The organism is Achromobacter sp. Marseille-Q4954 (assembly GCF_943737025.1).
Classification (GTDB): domain Bacteria; phylum Pseudomonadota; class Gammaproteobacteria; order Burkholderiales; family Burkholderiaceae_B; genus Achromobacter; species Achromobacter bronchisepticus_A.
On the sequence record NZ_CALSFQ010000001.1, the window covers coordinates 2,947,750 to 2,962,330 of the forward strand.

At 67.5% G+C, this 14,581-nt stretch carries 16 protein-coding genes and 1 riboswitch; of the genes, 8 read left to right on the top strand and 8 right to left on the bottom strand.

All coding sequences use genetic code 11. From position 1 onward, the window contains the following. Positions 1 to 25: 25 nt before the first annotated feature. Entirely contained in the window at positions 26 to 919 is an 894-nt protein-coding gene (locus tag NGK62_RS13875) for an alpha/beta hydrolase (protein ID WP_187524003.1), read from the bottom strand. Between the two features lie 60 nt (positions 920 to 979). Between NGK62_RS13875 and NGK62_RS13880 the strand changes: the two genes are divergently transcribed. Further along, positions 980 to 1,519 (top strand): hypothetical protein, encoded by a 540-nt coding sequence (locus NGK62_RS13880; protein ID WP_059377439.1) that lies wholly within the window; start codon positions 980 to 982, stop codon positions 1,517 to 1,519. Here NGK62_RS13880 and NGK62_RS13885 read toward each other — a convergent pair. Further along, entirely contained in the window at positions 1,509 to 1,748 is a 240-nt protein-coding gene (locus NGK62_RS13885; RefSeq protein WP_118933458.1) for a helix-turn-helix domain-containing protein, read from the bottom strand. The genes NGK62_RS13880 and NGK62_RS13885 overlap by 11 nt on opposite strands. A 211-nt stretch (positions 1,749 to 1,959) precedes the next feature. Between NGK62_RS13885 and NGK62_RS13890 the strand changes: the two genes are divergently transcribed. Continuing rightward, positions 1,960 to 2,856 carry an AEC family transporter gene (locus tag NGK62_RS13890; RefSeq protein WP_059377444.1) on the top strand — a complete coding sequence of 299 codons (897 nt, stop codon included), beginning with the start codon at positions 1,960 to 1,962 and terminating at the stop codon, positions 2,854 to 2,856. A 93-nt stretch (positions 2,857 to 2,949) separates the two neighbouring features. Here NGK62_RS13890 and NGK62_RS13895 read toward each other — a convergent pair whose 3' ends face one another. The 5 genes from NGK62_RS13895 to NGK62_RS13915 all read right to left on the bottom strand — a co-directional run bounded on the left by NGK62_RS13895 (position 2,950) and on the right by NGK62_RS13915 (position 7,626). Next, positions 2,950 to 3,957 carry an Ldh family oxidoreductase gene (locus NGK62_RS13895; protein ID WP_251878734.1) on the bottom strand — a complete coding sequence of 336 codons (1,008 nt, stop codon included), beginning with the start codon at positions 3,955 to 3,957 and terminating at the stop codon, positions 2,950 to 2,952. A gap of 38 nt (positions 3,958 to 3,995) precedes the next feature. Next, complete coding sequence (locus tag NGK62_RS13900; protein WP_251878737.1) at positions 3,996 to 4,931, bottom strand: hydroxyacid dehydrogenase; 936 nt, start codon at positions 4,929 to 4,931, stop codon at positions 3,996 to 3,998. A gap of 20 nt (positions 4,932 to 4,951) precedes the next feature. After that, positions 4,952 to 5,962, bottom strand: a complete 1,011-nt coding sequence (locus NGK62_RS13905) for a Bug family tripartite tricarboxylate transporter substrate binding protein (protein WP_059377449.1) — start codon at positions 5,960 to 5,962, stop codon at positions 4,952 to 4,954. 179 nt (positions 5,963 to 6,141) lie between these two features. Continuing rightward, the gene (locus tag NGK62_RS13910) at positions 6,142 to 7,317 is read right to left on the bottom strand and encodes a UxaA family hydrolase (protein ID WP_059377451.1); all 1,176 of its coding nucleotides are present in this window, start codon (positions 7,315 to 7,317) and stop codon (positions 6,142 to 6,144) included. A gap of 27 nt (positions 7,318 to 7,344) precedes the next feature. Further along, positions 7,345 to 7,626, bottom strand: a complete 282-nt coding sequence (locus NGK62_RS13915) for a UxaA family hydrolase (RefSeq protein ID WP_042795507.1) — start codon at positions 7,624 to 7,626, stop codon at positions 7,345 to 7,347. Positions 7,627 to 7,812: 186 nt separating this feature from the next. On the opposite strand from NGK62_RS13915, the gene NGK62_RS13920 reads away from it, so the two are divergent. The 4 genes from NGK62_RS13920 (at position 7,813) to NGK62_RS13935 (ending at position 11,950) form a co-directional block, all read left to right on the top strand. Continuing rightward, a complete protein-coding gene (locus tag NGK62_RS13920) occupies positions 7,813 to 8,568 on the top strand; it encodes a GntR family transcriptional regulator (protein ID WP_059377452.1) in 756 nt (251 codons plus the stop codon). Positions 8,569 to 8,655: 87 nt separating this feature from the next. Continuing rightward, positions 8,656 to 8,737, top strand: a riboswitch (SAM riboswitch). Further along, positions 8,727 to 9,986, top strand: a complete 1,260-nt coding sequence (gene metX / locus NGK62_RS13925; protein ID WP_181953334.1) for a homoserine O-succinyltransferase MetX — start codon at positions 8,727 to 8,729, stop codon at positions 9,984 to 9,986. (Overlaps the previous riboswitch by 11 nt.) Beyond that, positions 9,983 to 10,597 carry a methionine biosynthesis protein MetW gene (gene metW, locus NGK62_RS13930; protein WP_054455023.1) on the top strand — a complete coding sequence of 205 codons (615 nt, stop codon included), beginning with the start codon at positions 9,983 to 9,985 and terminating at the stop codon, positions 10,595 to 10,597. Before metX ends, metW begins: the two co-directional genes overlap by 4 nt. Before the next feature lie 102 nt (positions 10,598 to 10,699). Beyond that, positions 10,700 to 11,950 carry a muropeptide transporter gene (locus NGK62_RS13935; RefSeq protein WP_280015276.1) on the top strand — a complete coding sequence of 417 codons (1,251 nt, stop codon included), beginning with the start codon at positions 10,700 to 10,702 and terminating at the stop codon, positions 11,948 to 11,950. A 78-nt stretch (positions 11,951 to 12,028) separates the two neighbouring features. Here the strand turns inward: NGK62_RS13935 and NGK62_RS13940 are convergent, their stop codons facing one another. Further along, the gene (locus NGK62_RS13940) at positions 12,029 to 12,898 is read right to left on the bottom strand and encodes a universal stress protein (RefSeq protein WP_059377457.1); all 870 of its coding nucleotides are present in this window, start codon (positions 12,896 to 12,898) and stop codon (positions 12,029 to 12,031) included. Positions 12,899 to 13,121: 223 nt separating this feature from the next. Here NGK62_RS13940 and NGK62_RS13945 point away from each other — a divergent pair, with 223 nt between their 5' ends. Together NGK62_RS13945 and NGK62_RS13950 are read left to right on the top strand one after the other, a co-directional pair. Then, the gene (locus tag NGK62_RS13945; RefSeq protein WP_059377459.1) at positions 13,122 to 13,760 is read left to right on the top strand and encodes a trimeric intracellular cation channel family protein; all 639 of its coding nucleotides are present in this window, start codon (positions 13,122 to 13,124) and stop codon (positions 13,758 to 13,760) included. A 110-nt stretch (positions 13,761 to 13,870) separates the two neighbouring features. After that, positions 13,871 to 14,572 (top strand): GntR family transcriptional regulator, encoded by a 702-nt coding sequence (locus NGK62_RS13950; protein WP_251878741.1) that lies wholly within the window; start codon positions 13,871 to 13,873, stop codon positions 14,570 to 14,572. The last annotated feature ends 9 nt before the right edge of the window (positions 14,573 to 14,581 follow it).

Here is a 14,581-nt window from a genome sequence, read left to right on the forward strand (position 1 = left end):
TCTCGTTTGGGTCTGTCGCCGGATTTTACGGGGTGCCGGCCTCCTGTGCCGAGGGAGTCAATACTGGGGACAGGGACAATGCCTGGGCGGTGCGCGCCAGCCACTCGTCCAGGTCGGCGTAGACCGGGTCGGCGATGGGGGCGGTTTCATTGAAAATCTCGTGCCAGGCGGTGTCGTACCAGCGCAGGGTCAGCAGTTCGGCGGGGGCGCGCTGGGCGAACTGTCGGCTGCCTTCGGCAGCGACGATGGAGTCGTCGCCCGCCACCATCAGCAGGGTGCGGCAGGCCAGCAGCGGGGCTTCTCGCAGGGACTCGCGGCCGCCTTCGTCCACGAAGCGCGCCAGGCGTCCCGTCATTTGGCGCCGCACCAGCGGATCGCTGCGGTAGGCCTTGACCACGGCCGGGTCGTGGGAAATGCGGGCGGGCGCCAGGCCATGGGGCACGCGCAGGTCGGGCGCATGCAGCGACATCCAGGTCAAGGTGCGCCGCACCCACGGCGGTACATGCACCACGAAGGGCGGGGAACTGAGCGCCAGGCCGTCGATCTCGGTCAGGCGGCGCAGGGCGATCCGCACCGCGACCAGGGCGCCCAGGCTGTGGCCCAGCAGGATGGGCGGGCGTCCGTGCGCCGCGGTCCAGGCCCGCAGGCGATCGACCGCATCGACGACCAGATCGTCTTCGCGGCTCAGGGTCGCGGGCCGGCCGCCGGAGCGGCCATGGCCGCGGTGGTCGTGGGCGCCCACCGTCCAGCCGCGCGCGGTCAACCAGCGCGCCAGGCGGTCATAGCGCCCGGCATGCTCGCTAAGTCCGTGCAGCAGGTAGATACTGGGGGTGCCCAGGCCGGCGATCGGCGGGGGTACATTGGGCGCGGCTGGCCACACATAGTTGGCCAGTGGCGTGCCGTCGGGCGCGGGGGTCATCGAAATCGGCGACAATTTCTGGCTTCCTCGAAATGAATAGACAGTCCAGGTCCTCGGGTAATGACGATTTCATCGCTGTTTCGTTTCATGTTCAAGAAAGCCGGCGCGATTGTCGCGCTGGCCTTGCTGATCACGGCCTGCTCGCCCAGTTACAACTGGCGCGAAGTCGACGTGGCCGACGGCCACGCGCGCGCCGCGTTTCCGGACCGGGTCACGACCGATACCCGCGACCTGAAGCTGGATACCCATACCCTGCGTTTTACCCTGGCCAGCGCGACCGTGGGCGAGGCGGTCTTTGCGGTGGGGTCGGCGCCGCTGCCGCCCGACATCGCGAAGGATCCGGCCGCCAGGCAGGCGCTGGGCATGGCGCTGATGCATTCGCTCTACGCCAACATGCAGTCGCCGCCGCCCAACGAATGGCCTGCCTATGGGCAGGACATCGAAGTCCAGGGCAAGGCCATGGGCAAGCCGGGCTGGCTGCGCGCCAGGGTCTGGGTGACCGACACCATGTTGATCGAGGCCGTGGCAGCCGGCACCGTGGAAAGCCTGCCGGCCGAGCGGGCGCATGAATTCCTGCGTTCCGTCGTCATCAAGCCGTGACGGGCGCGATCAGGCCCAGTCTCAATGCCGCGACCACCGCGGCGCGCCGGCCGCGCACGCCGAGCTTTTCGCAGGCGTTGCACAGATGGAAATTCACGGTGCTTTCACTGACGCCCAGGATGCGGGCGGTTTCCCAGCTGGTCTTGCCCATGGCGGCCCAGTGCAGGCAACTGGCCTGGCGTTCCGACAGGGGTTTGATGGGCCGGGCCGGACTTGGCCCTGCATCCACGGTTGAATTTGCGGCCGGGTTCGTGGCCGCGTTTTTGGCCGCGTTTGTGGCGAGATGCGGGGACGTGGCGGAAAGGGCGGTGGCTGGCATGGCGGTGGGGGGCAAAAGCCTGGCGATTGACGAGTTGCCCCATGCTGCCGCCCCGGCAGGCCGTCCGGCAAGCGATGATGCCTTCACGCATCAAACCTCTTATCTCTAACGGAATAAGCGCATGTCCGCCGTCGTGCAGTTCTATTTTTCATCGATCGTGCTGATGCTGCCTTTGCTCTTCTGCGCAGGCATAGGGGTGTACTGGGGCAAGCGGGACCTGCCGTTCGGCGGCTCCTTCATCACCATGCTGGTGACCTCGGTGACCACGCCCGCCCTGGTGTTCCACACATTCGTCACCACCCACCTGGACGACCGCGCGCTGGCCGACGTGGCGGTGGCGACGCTGCTGGCGCTGCTGCTGTGCGCGCTGGTGTGCGCGCTGCTGCTCAAGGCATGGAAGCTGCCGGTGCGCACGCTGTTGCCCACGGCCTTCCTACCCAACGCCGGCAACCTTGGCTTGCCGATTTCGCAGATGGCTTTTGGCGACGCCGGCCTGTCGGTGGCGGTCGCGTTCTTCGCCGTCAGTTCCTTTGTCATGCATACCATTGCGGTGCGCCTGTTGCCGGGCGTGAACACCAAGGGCAGCTGGAAGAGTCCGATTTTGCTGGCCTCCCTGGTCGCCGTGGCCCTGCGTCTCATGCACGTGCCGGTGCCCGCATGGCTGATCGAGACCTCGCGCATGCTGGGCGCGGTGACCGTGCCGCTGATGCTGCTGAGCCTGGGCCACGCGCTGGCCTTGATCCCGTCCAACGGCCTGCGCGACGGCGCCAAGGTCGCCGCCATCCGCCTGGCCGTGGGCCTGGGAGCGGGGCTGGCGGTGGTGTGGGCGCTGGATCTGGAGCCGGTGCTGGCCGGGGCGCTGAGCCTGCAGATGGCCATGCCTTGCGCGGTGGTGAGCTACATGTACGTCAAGCGCTATACGACGCAGGGCGATACCGCGGCGGGCGCGGTGCTGGTGTCGACCGTGGCATTCCTGCTGCTGGCGCCGGTGATACTTTGGTTCAGCCGCGGGGCTTGAGCCCGGCAATTGTCGCGACGCTGTCGCGACAATTGCGATGGCCGCAAGTCCAGACGCTTGCGTGCTTCGTACCCGGCGTCCGCTGAGCTTGAGTTACGCCGCGCCCGACATCGCGCGCAACTGCGCCATCAACGCATCGGGAATCTCCACGCCGTGCTTGAGCGCTTCGTCGCGCAGTTTGCGGCGGCGGTCGCCCGGCAGGCGTACGCCTTCGTCTTCCAGCATGGCATCAACCAGGACTTCGACGCGGTCCAGATAGGCGTTGTTGCCCGCCATGGCGCCTGGGTCGATCGCCATGAAGGCCTGGCCCAGCCGCGCCGGGCCGCCTTCGTCGACGAAGAACGATTCGGTCTCGAAGCCGAAGTGCGAGCCGGTCAGCGCGCAAGCCAGCAGTTCGACGATCAGCGCCAGCATTGCGCCCTTGACGCCGCCCGCGGGCAGCATGCTGCCCGCCAGGCCGGCCTTGGGGTCGGTGGTGGGCTGGCCGTCGGCGTCCAGCGCCCAGCCCAGGGGGATGGGCTGGTTGTCGCGGGCCGCGATCATGAGCTTGCCGCGCGCGACCTGCGACAGCGACAGGTCGATCACCAGTCGGGCGCCGCCGCGCCGTGGAAAGACGGCGGCGATGGGGTTGGTGCCGAAGAGCGGGCGCTTGCCGCCCCAGGCGGGCATGGCGGCGGGCGAGTTGCTCAGCGCCAGCCCCACCAGCCCGAGGTCGGCCAGGGCTTCGAGGTGGTAGCCGGCTTCGCCGAAGTGGTGGCTGTTGGCCACGCCGATGAAGGCCACGCCATGCTCGCGGGCGCGCAGGCCGGCCTGTTCGATCGCCATGGCGCAGGCGGGAAAGGCCAGCCCGGAGCCGGCATCGATCAGCGCGGCGCCGCCGCGCTCATGCACGATGCGCGGCACCGCCGTACCGATGGCGCGGCCGGCGCGCAGGTGCCCGGCATAGAAAGGCACGCGCGACAGGCCATGGGAGCTGAGCCCCTGGCTTTCGGCGAAGACCAGCGCGCGCGCCGTGGTGTCGGCCATGGCCGGGTTGGCGCCCGCGGCGGCCAGGCCTGCCGCTGCCAGATGTTGCAATTCGTCCAGATAGATGTGAGCCATATCCTTCTCTTCATGGGCTTGCGCCGGGCCGTGTGGCTTCATCGGTCGCCGCCCGTAAGCGCCATTGTCACCCCGGCGGCCACCATGTCGGAAACGCGGGTGTTGGCTTCTTGCGTCAGGCCGGCGATATGCGGCGTCAGGATCAGGTTGGGCGCGCCCGCCAGCGGGCTGCCGGCGGGCAGGGGTTCAGCTTCGAACACGTCGAGTGCCGCGCCGCGCAGATGGCCCGTGCGCAGCGCATCCGCCAGCGCGGCTTCGTCCACGATGCCGCCGCGCGAGGTGTTGATCAGCACGGCGCCCGGTCGCATGTGCGCGATGCGGCCGGCATCCATCAGCCGCCGCGTGCCGGGCGTGAGCGGCAGGTGCAGCGTGACGGCATCGGCCTGGGCCAGCAGCTCGTCCAGCGTCATGGGGGCGACGCCGGTTTCCCGCCAGGCGGGATGGTCCGGCGGCAGCGCCGCGTCGCAGCCCGCCACGCGCATGCCCAGCGCCTGCGCCAGGCTTGCGGTCAGCCGGCCGATGCCGCCGAAGCCCACGATGCCCAGCATGCGGCCGTGCGCTTCCAGTCCCTGCGAAAGCGCGTTGCGCGGCCATGCGCCCGCCGCGACCTCGGCCGTCGACGCATAGGCGCCGCGCAGCAGCATCAGCATGGCGCCCACGACGTACTCGGCGACGGCGCGCGCATTGGCGCCGGTGGCCGGTATCACCGCGATGTTGCGCGCGGCGCAGGCGTCCAGGTCGATGTTGTCCAGCCCCACGCCCAGGCGGCCGACGGCCCGCAGCCGCGGGGCCGCCTGCAGCAGGGCGGCGTTCACCTGGCTGCGGTTGCGCACGATGAGCGCGTCGGCCTCGGCCGCCGCGGCCAGCAGGGCCTCGCGCTGCTCCACCAGTTCAGGCTCGTACCGCACCTTGAAGCGCTGGCGCAGCGCGTCGACCGCGGGCGCGTCCATGAACTCGGAAATGAGGATATGCATCGGTGGGGACTCCACGGTGGTCAGGCGATCTGGATGTTGGCGTCGCGGATGATCTTGGCCCAGCGCTCCACCTCGGACTTCAGGTAGGCGCCGAACTCCGCGGGGCCGCGCGGCTGCGGCACGAAGCCCAGCTGCAGCAGCGCCTGCTTCATGGCGGGCTGCGAAACCTGGCGCACGATGGCGTCGCCGATGCGCTGCACCAGCTCGGGCGGCGTGCCCGCAGGCGCCAGCACGCCGGTGAAGTTTTCGACGATCAGGTCGGGCAGGCCGGCCTCCTTCACGGTGGGCACGTCGGGCAGGTCCGCGCTGCGTTCGCGGGTGGTGATGGCCAGCGCCCGCAAGGAGCCGTTCTTCACGTGCGAGAGCGATTCCGGGTAGTTGGAGAACACCACGTCCAGGTGGCCGCCTATCAGGTCGGTGAGGGAGGGCGCGCCGCCCTTGTAGGGGATGTGCATCATCGGCACGCCGGTCAGCTTCTGGTACAGCGCCAGGGTCAGGTGCGGCGGCGTGCCGTTGCCGCTGGACCCGGCAGAAAGCGACTTCGAGCGGGCGGCCTTGGCCAGGTCGGCCATGCTCTTGATGTCGCTCTTGGCGTTGACCACCACCATGATGGGCGAAGATGCCAGGCCCGCCAGCGGCGTGAGGTCGCGCGTCAGGTCGTAGCCCGCCTTGCCGGCGAAGAGCGTGGCGTTGGCCGCATGCGACAGCGTGATCGCCAGCCAGGTGTAGCCGTCCGGGGCGGCGTGGGAAACGTGCGCCGCGCCGATGTTGGCGCTGCCGCCGGGCTTGTTTTCCACCACCACGTTCCAGCGCTCGGCGTCGCTCAGGGCTTTGCCGACCTGGCGCGCGGCCACGTCGGTCAGGCCGCCGGGCGGGAACGGCACCACATAGTTGATGGGCCGTTCGGGCCAGGCTTTCTGCGCCAACGCGCGCTGCCACGGCGCCACGGCACAGAGGCCGGCGGCGCCCAGGGCGGCAAGCAGGCGCCGGCGTTGCGCGGCGTCGGGATGGTGATCGTGTTCGCTGTTCATCTGTCTTCCTCCTTGGGGGACGCCCGGGTAGGAATGCAACCGCCTGTGCTGCCGCGGCGGATGTCGCCCGGGTCTGCTGGTGTGGTTCTGAGACGATGCTGCGGGGAAATGCTGGCGGCAGGACGGCGTGTCCGCAATCCTGCTTGCGGACACGCCGTTGCCGGGGACGACAGGCGCGGTCAGGCGCTTTCGAAGATGCGGGTCAGGACGAATTCGCGGTGGCCCAGCGCTTCGGCCGCGGTCCAGCGGCCGTTGGCGGTGGCCAGCATGCATTCCAGCAGCTTGTCGCCGGCCTGATTCAGGTCGATGTCACGCTGCAGCAGGCCGCTGGTGTCCACGTCGATGTGTTCGGACATGGTGCGCACCGTGCGCGGATTGGCGCAGATCTTGATGACCGGCAGTATCGGGTTGCCGATGACGTTGCCCTGGCCGGTGGGGAAGAAGTGCACCGCATAACCCGAGGCTGCGCACAAGGTCACCATTTCGGCCGCGGCGGAGGACGAGTCCATGAACCACAGACCTGGGCCGTCGGGGATCTCGGCCTTGTCGATCACGCCGTCCACGCGGCATTGCTTGCCGATCTTCTGGATGTTGCCCAGCGCCTTTTCCTCGATGGTGGTCAGCCCGCCCGCGATGTTGCCCTTGGTGGGCTGGGATTCAGACAGGTCGCTGGTCTTCCAGCGGTCGATCATGGCCTGGTAGCGGTTGAACATGAACATGAAGCGTTCGCGCACCGCATCGTTGGCGCAGCGCTCGGCCACGATGTGTTCGCCGCCGGTCAGCTCCGAGGTCTCGCCGAAGACCAGCGTGGAGCCCAGCGCATACAGCTTGTCGAAGGCGTTGCCCACGGTGGGGTTGGCGCCACAGCCCGAGGTGGTGTCGGATTCGCCGCATTTGGTCGACACCCACAGGTCGGCGATGGGGCACTCGCTGCGCGTCAGCGCCGTGGCGTAGTGCACGAATTCCTTGGCGCAGCGCGAGGCGCGCATGATGGTGTCGTGGTCGCCGTGCAGTTCGATGCTGAAGCCCATGACCGGCTTGCCGGTGGCGGCGATGCCGTCCACCACGCGCTTGGTCCAGCCTTCTTCGATGCCGATCACCACCACCGCGGCAACGTTGGGATTGCAGCCGGTGCCGATCAGGGTGCGGAAGTGCAGCTCAAGGTCCTCGCCGAATTGCAGTCGGCCATAAGGGTGAGGCAGGGCCATCGTGCCCTTGATGTTGTTGGCCACGGCTTCGGCTGCGGCATTCGAAATATCGTCCACGGGCAGGACGATGACGTGGTTGCGGACGCCGACGCGGCCGTTGTCGCGGCGGTAGCCCTGGAAGGTGGTCGAGGCGGTGATGATGGACATGGCGGATTCCTGTGCGGGGTGGGGGGCTTACCAGCGCTTGGTCTTGATGTTGTGCACATGGGCGTGCTGGCCGGCCTTGATGGGCTCCACCACGCGGCCGATGTCGACGCCGTACTTGAAGACGGTGTCGCCCACGGCCATGTCCTTCATCGCCACCTTGTGGCCGATGGGTATGTCCTGCGATGCGCGCACGTGGATGATCTTGTCTTCATCCATGATCCAGGCGTTCAGTTCGGTTCCGGCGGTGACTCCTTCCACGACGGCGACCGCCACCGTGTCCTTGGCATCGTGCAATACGGCGTGAATCATTTGTCTTCCTCTCTTGGGCTTGGGGGCGCCCGGCAGGTGCGGCGGCAGGGCGCGGATCGCTACGGCCAGGAAATCTTAGGACCGTGTTTCATGCATGTTAACTAAATCATATATATGAATTGTATGACTTGAGCAGGTTCCGTCCCCGCCGCTACACTGTGGACTCCTGATTTTTGCGATGCACCCATGAACACCAGCCTGTCCTCGACCGTGCCTTTGGGCAGTCCCTTGTACGCGCAGGTCAAGCAGGCCGTGCTGGCCGCGCTGGCGCAGGGGGAATGGAAGCAGGGCGAGGCGATCCCGCCCGAAAAGCTGCTGGCGGAACGCTTCGGCGTATCCATCGGCACCTTGCGCAAGGCCATCGACGAACTGGCCGCGGAGAATATCCTGGTGCGGCATCAGGGCCGCGGCACCTTTGTGGCGGTGCACACGCGCAACCACCATTTCTTCAAGTTCTTCCGTATCGTGCGGCAGGACGGCGACAAGTCCTATCCAGCGACCGAGCTGCTGCGTTTTCGCCGCGTGCGGGCCTCGGCCATCGCGCGCGAGAAGCTGAACCTGCCCGCCGGCGCCATGGTGTTCGAGTTCCTCAACCTGTTGTCGCTCAACGGCGACGTGGTGATGATGGATGAGATCTGCCTGCCGGAATCGTGCTTTCCGGGCATGACCGAAGCGCACCTGCGCGACCGCGCCAGCACGCTATATGCGCTGTACCAGGACGTCTTCGGCGTCAACGTGATCGCCACCGACGAGCGGCTGCGCACCTGCGTGGCCGAACGCATGCAGGCGCGGGCGCTGGGCGTGGCCGAAGGCAGCCCCTTGCTGGAGATCCGCCGCGTGGCGTTTTCCTACAAGCGGCAAGCGGTGGAATGGCGCATCTCGCGCGTCAACACCGAACGCTACGAGTACCTGGGCCAGGAACCCTGGGAGGCCGGCGCCTGAGGGGCCGCCGCGCGCGCCAGGCGGGCCGGATAGGCCGTCCGCCGTTGCGGCGCGCTTCAGCAGTGCTAGAATTCCTGCCGCAGTACAAAATTTTTCGGCGCCGATTTGCCTGATCCGCTTGCGGGCGCCTTCCAATAAATCCAGCTAAAGAGGTCCGTATGACCACTCCTGCCCAAAATTTGGCCGGTGATTCGGCCAGCGGGTTCGTACCCGCAACCGTCACGACTTCCGCTTCCGCTGATCCCGGTTCGGTCGGTCTCGTTGCCCCCACCTTCATCCGTTTCGATGAGCCCCTGTCCTTGCAGAGCGGCCAGTCGCTGGCCGCCTACGAACTGGCGGTCGAGACCTACGGCACGCTCAACGCCCAGCGCAGCAACGCAGTCCTGATCTGCCACGCGCTGAACGCTTCGCACCACGTGGCGGGGCAGGCGGCCGACAATCCCAGCGACGTGGGCTGGTGGGACAACATGGTGGGGCCCGGCAAAGCGGTGGACACCAACGTCTTCTTCGTCATCGGCGTCAACAACCTGGGCTCCTGCTTCGGCTCGACCGGCCCGGCCAGCATCAATCCGGAAACCGGCAAGCCCTGGGGCGCGGCTTTTCCGGTGCTGACCGTCGAGGACTGGGTAAGGGCGCAGGCCAGGGTCGCGGACCACTTCGGCATCGAACGGTTCGCCGCCGTGATGGGCGGATCGCTGGGCGGCATGCAGGCGCTGAGCTGGGCCATCACGCTGCCGGACCGCGTGGCCAATTGCGTGGTGATCGCCAGCACGCCGCGCCTGTCGGCGCAGAACATCGGCTTTAACGAGGTGGCGCGCCGCGCCATCATCACCGATCCGGATTTCCACGGCGGCGACTATTACGCGCAGGATACCGTGCCGCGCCGCGGCTTGTCGGTGGCGCGCATGCTTGGCCACATCACCTACCTGTCCGACGACGACATGGCCGAGAAGTTCGGCCGCGCCCAGCGCGCACCGGCCGAGAACGGCGCCTACCACTATGGCTACGACGTCGAGTTCGAGGTGGAGTCGTACCTGCGCTACCAGGGCGAGAAATTCACCCGCTATTTCGACGCCAACACCTATCTGCTGATCACGCGCGCGCTGGACTATTTCGATCCCGCGCGCACCACCGGCGGCGACCTGGCGCGCGCGCTGGCCCCGGCCAAGGCCGATTTCCTGCTGGTATCGTTCTCGACCGATTGGCGTTTCCCGCCGGAGCGGTCGCGCGAAATCGTGCGCGCGCTGCTGAAGAACGCCAGCCCCGTGACCTACGCCGAGATCGACGCGCCGCATGGCCACGACGCCTTCCTGCTGGAAGACGCCCGCTACCATGCCGTGGTTCGCGGCTATTACGAACGCATCGCGCGCGAGCTCGGGCTCGGCGTTGCCGCCCAGACCGAAGGACGTTCCGCATGACTCCCGTGACTCCCCGACCCGCGCACAGCGTCCTGCGGCCCGACCTGGCGCGCATCGCCAGCTGGATCGAGCCCGGCAGCCGCGTCCTGGACCTGGGCTGCGGCGACGGCGCGCTGCTGGCGCATCTGCGCGACCACCGGCAGGTGCGCGGCGCGGGCGTGGAACTGGACGACAACTGCGTCATCGCCTGCGTGCGCCGCGGCGTGGAAGTGATCCAGCAGAACCTGGAAGACGGGCTGGCGCTGTTCGACGACAAGCAGTTCGACACCGTGGTGCTGTCGCAAACGCTGCAATCCATGCACCGGACCGAGCACATCCTGCGCGAAATGGCGCGGGTGGCGCGCTACGGCGTGGTGTCGTTTCCCAACTTCGGTTACTGGCCGCACGGTTGGGCCATCCTGCGCGGCCGCATGCCGGTGACGGGGCAGATGCCCTACCAGTGGTACAACACGCCGAACATCCACCTGTGCACGCTGCGCGACTTCGAGCAGCTGGCCGGCGAACTGCGCCTCTCCATCCTTGAACGCGCCACCTTCAATGAAGGTCGCGAGGTCAAGCTGCTGCCCAGCTGGCGCAGCACCCTGGCGGTGTACCGCTTCGCGTCGCCCTGACGTTTTGGTACGTTTCCTATTTGTACGCAGGGTCGCCAAGGCCTAGAATGCCGCAAGTCTGCGGCGCCTGGCCGGCGCGCTGGCGCGTATCAGGAGACCGTTATTACCGCTGCATCCAACGTCTACACCAGCCCCCGCGTGGCCCCCTTGCTGGTCCTTGGATTTGCCAGCGGATTGCCTTTGGCCCTGACCAGCGGCACCTTGCAAGCCTGGGCCACGGTGGAAAACGTGCCGCTGCAGCAGATCGGGTTCCTGACCCTGGTGGGCAGCGCCTATACCCTCAAGTTCCTGTGGGCTCCCTTCGTGGACCGCTATGCGCCGCCCTTGTTGGGGCGCCGGCGCGGCTGGATGCTGCTGACGCAGTTGCTGCTGGCCGTGGCCATCATGGCGATGGGCGCCTTGTCGCCTTCTTCCGCCTTGCAGACGCTGGCCCTGCTGGCCGTGCTGGTGGCGTTTCTGTCGGCCACGCAGGACATCGCTTTCGACGCCTATTGCACGGACGTGCTGCGCAAGGATGAGCGCGGCGCGGGCGCGGCCATCAAGGTCATGGGCTACCGCCTGGCGATGATCGTGTCGGGCGGGCTGGCGCTGATCCTGGCGGACCAGTGGATAGGCTGGGGCAATACCTATGTGCTGATGGGCGGGCTGATGCTGCTGTGTGCGTTGGCGACCATCTGGGCCCCCGAGCCCGAGCACGTCGCCCGCCCGCCGCGCACGCTGCGCGAGGCCGTGGGCGAGCCTTTGCGCGAGTTCTTCACGCGGCGCGGGGCGCTGGCGGTGCTGCTGCTGATCGTGCTGTACAAGCTGGGCGACGCGTTCGCGGGGGCCTTGTCCACCACCTTCCTGATCCGCGGCGCGGGCTTTACGCCGACGGAAGTGGGCACGGTGAACAAGGTGCTGGGACTGGCCGCCACCATCATCGGCGCGCTGGCGGGCGGATCGCTCATGTCGCGCTGGGGCCTGTACCGGTCGCTGATGGCGTTCGGGCTGCTGCAGGCGGTATCGAACCTGGCTTACTGGCTGATCGCCGTCAGCCCCAAGAGCCTCTGGCTGATGGCTGCGGGCGTGGGCATCGAGAACCTCTGCGGCGGCCTGGGCACGGCGTCCTTCGTCGGCCTGTTGATGGCGCTGTGCCGCCAGCAGTTTTCGGCGACCCAGTTTGCGCTGCTGTCGGCGCTGTCGGCGGTGGGCCGCACGTATCTGGCGGGTCCGCTCACGCCTCCTTTGGTCGAGGCGATGGGCTGGCCAGGCTTTTTCCTGCTGACGGTTGTGATCGCGCTGCCGGGGCTGGTGCTGCTTCACTTGCTGCGCGGCACGATAGAAACCATGGAGAAGCAGGGCGAGCAGGCCTAGGCTCGGAAGCCGGCGCCTGGCGCCGGGGCCATACAAAAAAACGGCGCCGAGGCGCCGTTTTTTCATGGCCGGACGGACTTATTCGTCGCCGAGCAACCTGACGATCAGCACGTCGCTGGGCAGGGATTCCAGCAGCCGTTCGGCCACGCTGCCGATGGCGGTGCGCAGAATGCCGGTGCGGCCATGGGTGCCGGTCACGACCAGGTCGGACCGGTGGTTGAACGAGTATTCCGACAGCACGGTTTCCGGCTGGCCGCATTCCAGCACCACCTTGGGGGCGGCAACCTGGGCGAGTTCGGGCGTTTCGGCGATGAAGTCCCGGGCGCTTTGCTCGGCCCCCTTGTAGAAGCTGCGCGTGATGGCGTCATCCGGCGTGTTCTTGCCCTGGAAGGGGACGTCGTAGGAGTGGAACAAGGTCAGGTCCGCGTTCGGCACCAGTTGCAGCGCGGCGCGCAGCGCCTGGCGCGAGCCGGCGGAGAAGTCGGTGGCGACCAGCACGTCGCGGTAGGGCCGGCGCGGACGGGTCTTGACCACCAGCACGGGCTGGCGCGCCTGGCGGGCCAGCTTTTCAACCGTGGTGCCCAGCAGCAGGCGGCCCAGGGTTTCATCGCGCGCGGTGCCGGTGACGATCAGCGAGCAGCCGTAGCTGTCGGCGGTTTCCATGATGCGGACCAGCGGATCGCCGCTGACCACCACCACTTCGGTCGGCACGTCGGCGGCAGCCAGGTCCTCGGCCAGCTCGCGCTCGGCCAGCGCCTTGTGGTCCGTCGACAGGCGCCGCCACACGGGCGTGGTGAGGCGGGCCGGCGTGGCATGGGATTCCATGACATGCAGGACGATGAGCTTGGTGTTGAGTTCCTTGGCCAGCTGCAGCGCGCGGTCCAGGGCGCGGTCGCCACGCGCGCTCAGGTCGGTCGCCAATAGGATGGGGCCAGTTTGCTGTGTCATACGTTCTCTCCCGGTTGTGGCTGGACTGCCGACTCCCGCGTGCGTGCGCTCCAGCCGTTCCGCCCTCGCGGGCCTTATCCCCATTGTCCCGCGGCTGCGCGGAGGGGGACTTGATAGATATCAACGCAAAGTCGAGCGTAAGGGATGGCGGGCGCGCAGGCAATGGCCGCCCGCCGCGCCGCCGGCTTAATACAATGGGGCCAGTTCCACTCCCTGTCTGCCCATGTTCCCGGATCTGTCTCCCGTCTTGCTGCACACGCTGTATCTCGTCGCCATCGTGGCGGAAGCGATGACCGCGGCGCTCTCGGCCGGCAGGCGCGACATGGACTGGATGGGCGTCTGCATCATCGCCTGCGTGACGGCGCTGGGCGGCGGTTCGCTGCGCGATGTGCTGCTGGGGCATTACCCGCTGACCTGGGTTGTCCATCCCGAATACCTGTGGATGACGGCGGGCGCGGCGATCTTTACGGCCCTGATCGCGCCCGTCATGCGGCGCCTGCGCAGCCTGTTCCTGCTGGCGGACGCGCTGGGCCTGGTGGCCTTCACGGTCATCGGCTGCCAGGTGGCGCAGCTGATGCAGCTGCCGATCACGGTGGTGTTGATCAGCGGCATGATCACCGGCTGCGCCGGCGGGGTGCTGCGCGACGTGCTGTGCAACGAGGTGCCGCTGCTGTTCCGCAAGGAACTCTATGCCAGCGTGTCCTTCGTGACCGGCGGACTGTATCTGGGTTCGCAAGCCCTGGGCTTGTCCGCCAATGCCGCGGTGCCGATCGCGCTGGCGGCGGGCCTGGCGGTGCGCCTGCTGGCTCTGCGCTTCAATTGGCAGATGCCGAAGTTCGTGTACCGGGACGATTGGGACTGAGGGCAGGGCGGCATGGCGCTCTGCAACAATTTTCTTATTTATGTTTCAAGAAATTTCTAGTATCTTCACTAGGTCTCATACCATGCATTGCGCAGTACAAGGGGAGCCGATTGGACGTCAAAGCGCCCGCCACGATTCCGTATTTCCTGCAGGAACAGATTCGTGAATTGATCGTGGACGGCACCATCCGTCCGGGCCAGCCGCTGCGCGAACAGGAGCTGGAGCAGCGTTTCGGCACCAGCCGCAGCCCGATCCGCGAAGCGCTGCGCCTGCTGGAGTTGAGCGGCCTGGTCACCCATATCCAGCGCAAGGGCTTCAGGGTCACCCTGTACACCGAGGCCCAGATCCGCCATCTGTACCAACTGCGCGCCGAACTCGAGGCCTATTGCATCCGCCAGGCGGCGGATGCGGCCGATCTGGCGCCGCTGTTGGCCGAACTGCGTTTCCATGACGCCGTCGTCGGGGCGGCATTGGCTTCGGGCGATGGGCGCGCCGCCATTGCCTCGGCCTGCGCGTTCTATCTGGCTGCGGCCCGCAGCACGGGCAATACCCCGCTTGCCGGCATGCTCAGCAAGCTTTACGAACAGATCGAACCGCTGCGCTACCTGTTGGCCAGGCAGGCGCTGCCGTTCACCGGCATCCAGACCTGCACCAACGGCGTCATCGAAGCATTGGCCGGCCGCGACGTCGAGCGTGCCGCCAATCTGACGCGCAGTTATCTGGCGGACGTGCTGCCCAGCGTGGCGCAGGCATATCGCCAGGCCGCGCTGCAGGACGCGGAAGAGCCGCAGCCGCGCTACGCTCGCGCCTGAGCCGGCCGC